Origin of the sequence: Paenibacillus sp. N3.4, from assembly GCF_008017805.1 — a bacterium.
Lineage (GTDB): Bacteria > Bacillota > Bacilli > Paenibacillales > NBRC-103111 > Paenibacillus_E.
On record NZ_VRTT01000155.1, the window covers coordinates 1 to 6175 of the forward strand.

The 6175-nt window shown below is 42.3% G+C and carries 8 protein-coding genes; 6 read left to right on the plus strand and 2 right to left on the minus strand.

Annotated elements, in window-relative coordinates; genetic code table 11:
• On the plus strand, positions 1-1380 hold a 1380-nt coding region (locus FU659_RS34305), incomplete at its 5' end, for a methyl-accepting chemotaxis protein (protein WP_147951642.1).
• Here FU659_RS34305 and FU659_RS34310 read toward each other — a convergent pair.
• The gene (locus FU659_RS34310; protein WP_147951643.1) at positions 1370-2140 is read right to left on the minus strand and encodes a LacI family DNA-binding transcriptional regulator; all 771 of its coding nucleotides are present in this window, start codon (positions 2138-2140) and stop codon (positions 1370-1372) included. The two genes, FU659_RS34305 and FU659_RS34310, sit on opposite strands and share 11 nt — an antisense overlap.
• Positions 2131-2400, minus strand: a complete 270-nt coding sequence (locus tag FU659_RS34315; RefSeq protein WP_147951644.1) for a LacI family DNA-binding transcriptional regulator — start codon at positions 2398-2400, stop codon at positions 2131-2133. The genes FU659_RS34310 and FU659_RS34315 overlap by 10 nt, the downstream gene beginning before the upstream one ends.
• Positions 2401-2737: 337 nt before the next feature.
• Between FU659_RS34315 and FU659_RS34320 the strand changes: the two genes are divergently transcribed.
• The 5 genes from FU659_RS34320 (at position 2738) to FU659_RS34340 (ending at position 6023) form a co-directional block, all read left to right on the plus strand.
• Positions 2738-3808 (plus strand): FGGY-family carbohydrate kinase, encoded by a 1071-nt coding sequence (locus tag FU659_RS34320; protein WP_222708716.1) that lies wholly within the window; start codon positions 2738-2740, stop codon positions 3806-3808.
• Complete coding sequence (locus FU659_RS34325; protein ID WP_187274608.1) at positions 3691-4233, plus strand: FGGY-family carbohydrate kinase; 543 nt, start codon at positions 3691-3693, stop codon at positions 4231-4233. Before FU659_RS34320 ends, FU659_RS34325 begins: the two co-directional genes overlap by 118 nt.
• Complete coding sequence (locus FU659_RS34330; protein WP_147951647.1) at positions 4230-4865, plus strand: DUF1349 domain-containing protein; 636 nt, start codon at positions 4230-4232, stop codon at positions 4863-4865. The genes FU659_RS34325 and FU659_RS34330 overlap by 4 nt, the downstream gene beginning before the upstream one ends.
• Positions 4855-5436 (plus strand): sugar O-acetyltransferase, encoded by a 582-nt coding sequence (locus tag FU659_RS34335; protein WP_147951648.1) that lies wholly within the window; start codon positions 4855-4857, stop codon positions 5434-5436. Before FU659_RS34330 ends, FU659_RS34335 begins: the two co-directional genes overlap by 11 nt.
• Positions 5437-5603: 167 nt before the next feature.
• Positions 5604-6023 carry an alcohol dehydrogenase catalytic domain-containing protein gene (locus FU659_RS34340; RefSeq protein WP_187274609.1) on the plus strand — a complete coding sequence of 140 codons (420 nt, stop codon included), beginning with the start codon at positions 5604-5606 and terminating at the stop codon, positions 6021-6023.
• Positions 6024-6175 lie beyond the last annotated feature (152 nt).

The window sequence follows — 6175 nt, forward strand, 5'->3', positions numbered from 1 at the left end:
CAAACAGCCATCGATTTGGTGAATCGACATGCAGTGAATTTCATCGTTAATGGACAAAAAATTGTGGATGCCATCGGAAATGGCGCCCGTTTATCTGAAATCTTGGAACAAAAGGAAACGCAGACTAAGCTGCAAAGCTATTTGAAAAATGCGCTAGATGAGTTCATTAATGTTGAGCTAAGTCACCAACAGGGCATGAAGGATCAGCTCAATAAGCAAACGAAGCAGACGGGTATGTGGCTTCTGGTATTGATTTTGCTATGCGGGACATTAAGCATGTGGGGAGCCACCCTATTCTCAAATCGCATCACCAATCGCATCAGAGAGCTTGCCCACTATGCCTTGGAAATATCCAAAGGAAACCTCAAGATAAGCAGGCTTGATTTTAGATCAAAAGACGATCTTGCCGTTTTAGCAGATGCGTATAACACAATGAGTCAAAACCTGTCCAATGTGATAACGCAAATAAGTGAGAACAGTGTGGACGTAGCTTTATCCGCTGAGCTGCTCAAAAGCAACTTGGAGCATAATAGTCGTGCTGTAGAGCAGATTGCCGTTTCGATAGAAATGGTTGCAGCAGGGTCTATCGATCAGTCGGAGCATGTTAGCAAAACGTTTGAGGTTGTAAATGAGCTGTATGAAGGGCATAAAAGCATGCAGGAGAATGCCCGTATCATGGTTTCTTCATCCGAGACGGCTGCCTTTGCAGCAAGGAACGGCAAGGATAAGATGGTGTTGCTGTTGAGCCAGATTAACGTGATTAAACAAAAAATTGTAGGGACACAGATGACCACAGAGGTCTTGAAGGAAAGATCCAGAGAAATTGCGAACATGCTGAAGACCATCAACGATATTGCTGTGCAAACGAATCTTTTATCGCTAAATGCCGCCATTGAAGCAGCGAGAGCGGGTATTCATGGTAGAGGATTTGCAGTCGTTGCGAAGGAAGTAAGTGTACTTGCCGAAGCATCGGCGAAGGCTGCCAAGGAAATCACGGTCAGTTTGCAAGAAATTCGTCTCAGTTCTGAGGAAGTGGCTGATCGTATGTTTCAGGGTGTGGAAGAGGTTTTAGGCGGCGTGGCGATAGCTGAGGATGCAAGAGGCGCTTTTGTAGACATTGCACAATCCAGTGAGGTTGTTGACAAGCAGTTGAAAGCATTCACCAACGAGATAGAAAAAATGGCCGTGGATATTCAAAAGGTTGAAGTCATGAGTCATACGATACAGGATACAGCGATACGTGCTTCACTAGAAAGTCAAGAGGTAGCGGCGGCTGCAGAAGAACAGACGGCAAGTTTTCAGGAAATTGCTGCCTCGTCCACGTTATTGTTTAAGGCGGCGGGGCAGCTTACACACATGGTGGACCAATTCAAGCTTTAGTTTGAATGGACCCTCTCTCTACCAAATTGGGTTCTAGGGAATAAAATTTCATGCGCTCCTCATTATTGACGAGCTTCGCAATCAATATTTCTGAGCAATGGGCCGCTACGCGTTCTCTTGGGAAATGAATCGTAGTCAGCGGCGGGGCCGAAAACACGGTTAAAGGATTATCATCGTAGCCAATGACATTGATATCCTCTGGAATGCGTAGGTTCAATTTGGCGGCGGCTTTGAATACGCCATAAGCGAGTGTATCGCAGAAGGCAATGACGCCTGTGAATGGTTTAGCTGTGCCATCGGTCTTATAGTAATCGAGGATCGCTTTATAACCGTTTTCAATAGAAGGAATGCCGTGAACGATCATTTGATCATGAAAAGGCAGATCAACCTCCTCATAAGCCTGTTTAATGCCTTCAATATATTGATTGCTTACTGGGAAATCCACGGGTCCGGCCAGCACAAGGTTTTGTTTATGATTCTTGTTCAACATCGCCATCGCGGAAAGATAGCCTGCCCGCATGTGATTGACTTTCACGTAGTTGGTATCAATAGAATCGGAGACATGATCAAGTATAATCGTTTTATCAAAAAGGTTGGCAAGCAGCATTAAATTGTCCGTATTGGAGCTGACTGGAGAAATAATGATACTATCCGGCATTCTGGACAATACCGTTAAAATGTTCTTTCTTTCCATAGAGAGGTCAAATTGCGAATCGCATAAAAGCGTTGTGTAATCGTATTGTGCTAAGTCTATGGCGATTTTTTGACAATGTTGGTATGAGCCGGATTCTCAAGATCATTCAAGATGATTCCGATGGTTTTCGTGTCTTTGCTTCGCAAGCCTCTTGCGAGAAGATTAGGAGAATAGTTGAGCTCCTCTGCTTTCTGGAGAACGCGCTTTACGGTTTCTTTGTTGACAAGGGGGTCACCATTCAAAGCTTTGGAAACAGTAGAGAACGAAATGCCCATCTCTTCGGCAATCGATTTAATGGTAACACTTTTTTTTAAAGTGGGTTTCATAACGATCCTCGTTTATTTATATTTTTAATAGACAATGCCATTTGTAATAACGTTGTAAGTAGGGCTTTAGATGACATCATATGATATGTTTTATTTTAAAGATTTAAACAGAGCTTGTCAACAATCCTACGAATACGCTAATAATCGGATGTAAGAGTGGTTTTAAATATTGACAAGGAGAGGATATAATGCTTAAATAATAACAACGTTGTAAATTAATAAATATTTCACTGTTAATCGGGAATAAATAGTCTATTATTTGACTTATTATTTTTACAACGTTGTATTACAGAGGGACCATGTTGAATATCATATAAAGCAGGTGTATGGAATGGGAATGATTGCGATTGATCTTGGTACAACAAACATTAAGGTGGCTGCCTATAATAACAGCCTTCAGCTGCTTTTTATGGAATCGGAGAATGTGGCTTATCTGCGTAATGGGGATCGTGTAGAATTCGATGCGGAGCAGTATTTTGAAACGGTATCATCGGCCATTAAAAGATGCTGTGCAAAAAGCTACGGTGCTGCCGATACCACACATCAAATTGTCCTGACAGGTCAAGCCGAGTCGTTGATTATGATAGATACAGAAGGAAAGCCGCTTCGAAACGGAATTTCATGGCTCGATATGCGTTCGAAAGAAGAATGCGAAGAGCTAATGGCGGTTTTTGACGAGGAAACATGCTTTCAGATTACGGGGCAGCCTGCTATTATCCCTACCTGGCCCATCACCAAGATGCTTTGGATACGTAAACATGAACCTCATATTTTCTCGCAGGTTGCCAAGTATGTCATGCTCAAGGACTATATCCAGTTCCGTCTAACTGGAAAGTTATATGGTGAATATTCCATATACAACTTTACCTATTATTTTGATATCCGCAAGAAGCAGTATTGGGAGGATATGCTTGCTTACTGTGGTGTTTCTGTAGAACAACTTCCACAGCTTGTTGAGCCTTGTACGAACATTGGCGCCATAACCCGCTCAGTAGCTGATGATCTCGGTCTGCACCCGGAAACGACTGTCAATGTCGGAACACTTGACCACTTTGCAGGTATGATTGGCACTGGCAACATTCGGGAAGGAATCATTAGCGAGTCTACAGGGACAGTGCTTTCCATAGCTACAATGGTTCATTCACCGATAATTGGCCGTTTGCGGATTCCTTGTCATTATGGACCTTTTAAAGATACTTATGTTTTGCTGCCCGTATGTGAAGCGGAGGAATTAGCTTGGAATGGTTTAAGGAAAACTTTCTGGGGGATTATACGTACAGTCAAATCAATGTGGAGCTGCAGAAGAAAACCATACCGAACGAGCTTATTTTTCTTCCATATATTACGGGAGTCAATGCGCCGGATTATCATGCAGATGCAAACGGTGTATTTTATGGGATTAAAATGAAACATGATAAGTTTGATTTGACCCTGGCTATCATGGAAGGTGTCGTCCATCTTTTAAAGAAAAATATGATGTGCTTGGAAGAAATAGGCGTAAAGGCAGAAATGATCATATCGACTGGCGGAGGTGCCCGTTCAGAGCTGTGGTCACAAATGAAATCGGATATTACCGCGTATATTGTGGCTATTCCTGAAAATGAAGAAGCGGCCTGCCTCGGCGCTGCGATGATTGGCGCTGTGTCAGAAGGGTTGTTCGCAAGCTATGAAGATGCCGTACAGCAATGTGTGGTCATTAAACAAAAGTTCATCCCAAGGCACCCTGATCGCTATCAAAAGAAGCATAAACTATTTAATCGTTTGTTTGATCAGATCCTCCCTGTTTATGACTATGATGCGGGGAATGAGATACTTTTGAAAACTGGAGAATGATGATGCAACATATTCAAAAAGGCAGCACAAGCGTACATCCTTTTTATTGGGTAAATGAGCCTCAATCGTACACATATGATTCTAATAAAATACTAACGATTCAAACAGAACCACAAACCGATTTCTGGCAAAAAACTTCCTATGGGTTTCAAAGAGATAACGGACACAGCTTTCTGACGAAAGTGGACCATGATTTTACGCTGACGGCATATTTTGAGTTTACTCCGAAAATGACTTATGATCAGTGTGGTCTTCTGGTAAGGTTGGATGAAGAGAATTGGATCAAAGTATCCACCGAGTTTGAGAACGCGGAGTTTAGCAGAATGGGTTCGGTTGTTACCAACATGGGTTATTCCGATTGGGCGTCCACAGATATTTCTTCCAACATGACAGCGATTTTTTATCAGATTAGAAAAAGAGGGCAGGACTTTCTGATGGAATATTCCTATGATGGACAGATTTGGTCACAAATGAGAATCGCGCATCTTCATATAGATGCAAAGGTGTTGAGTGTAGGCGTATATGCTTGCAGCCCAGGTGATAGCAGCTTTACATGTCGTATCAGTCAGATCACAATAGGCGAAAATAAACAATCGTTTCACTCGGAAGGGGAAAATAATGATGAAAACTGAAAAAGAAAAAATGCTGCAAGGCGAATTGTATATGGCGTCTGACTCTGAGCTTGTTGCAGGGCGGGAAAATGCGAGGAGATTAGTAAGGCTATATAATCAAACAACAGAAACCGAATATGAAAAACGAACAGAATTGATCAAAGAGCTTTTTGGTTCAACAGGCTCATCTTTCTTTGTGGAACCTAATTTCCGCTGCGATTATGGATATAATATCCATGTTGGGGAAAACTTCTATGCGAATTTCAATTGCACGATTCTGGATGTGTGTGAGGTTACGATTGGCGACAATTGCTTTATAGCGCCTAATGTACAGATTTATACGGCCACACATCCCATCCATCCTACTTTGCGGAACACAGGTGCGGAATACGGCAAACCAATAAAGATTGGACATAACGTTTGGATAGGCGGCGGTGCAATCATTAATCCAGGTGTTACCATTGGCGACAATGTGGTCATTGCGTCTGGAGCCGTTGTTACGAAGGATGTAGCAGATCATGTTATTGTTGGGGGCAATCCGGCAAAAGTAATCAGAGCAATCGATCTATCCGTTGTAGATAAAATCAAATAAGGTCTGAAAAATAAAATAAGCCCACAAGATCTTTGAGATCTTGTGGGCTTATTTTTGTGAATTGCCAATAATCGTTGTTTTCGACAAAAAATCGTTTTTGCAATCAAAGACAGTGAAAATGAAAAGCCTTACATTATTAGAGTAGACGATAACGAGGAGTGATCATAATGAAAAACAGAAAGATTATGTTTGTTAGCCCGCAACAAGTAGAAACCGTGGAAGAAAACTTTATTCCCGAAACATTGGCTGGGCAAGAAGTTCTAGTCCAATTGATTTATTCACTCATTAGCCCAGGTACAGAGCTCGCGATGCTATCGGGGAAAGAAGACTGGGCGAAGCTTCCCGTTTGTCCCGGATATTCAAGTGTGAGTAAAGTCGTAGAGGTAGGGAAAGGTGTCAAAGAATATGTCCCGGGAGATATTGTCTTTCACTACGGAAATCATTCGGAATATCAAGTTGTGCCGATAAATCATGTTTTTCTGAAAGTTCCTGAACATTTGGATTTGAAGTGGGTACCATTTACCCGAATGGCGACTGTTGCCTTCACATCGGTACGTGTATCCAATATTGAAATTGTGATTTTGTGAGTGTGACCGGTCTTGGGCTTGTCGGGAATTTGGCAGCACAATTGGCACGGTTGCCCGAATGGCGACTGTTGCCTTCACATCGGTACGTGTATCCAATATTGAAATTGTGATTTTGTGAGTGTGACCGGTCTTGGGCTTGTCGGGAATTTGGC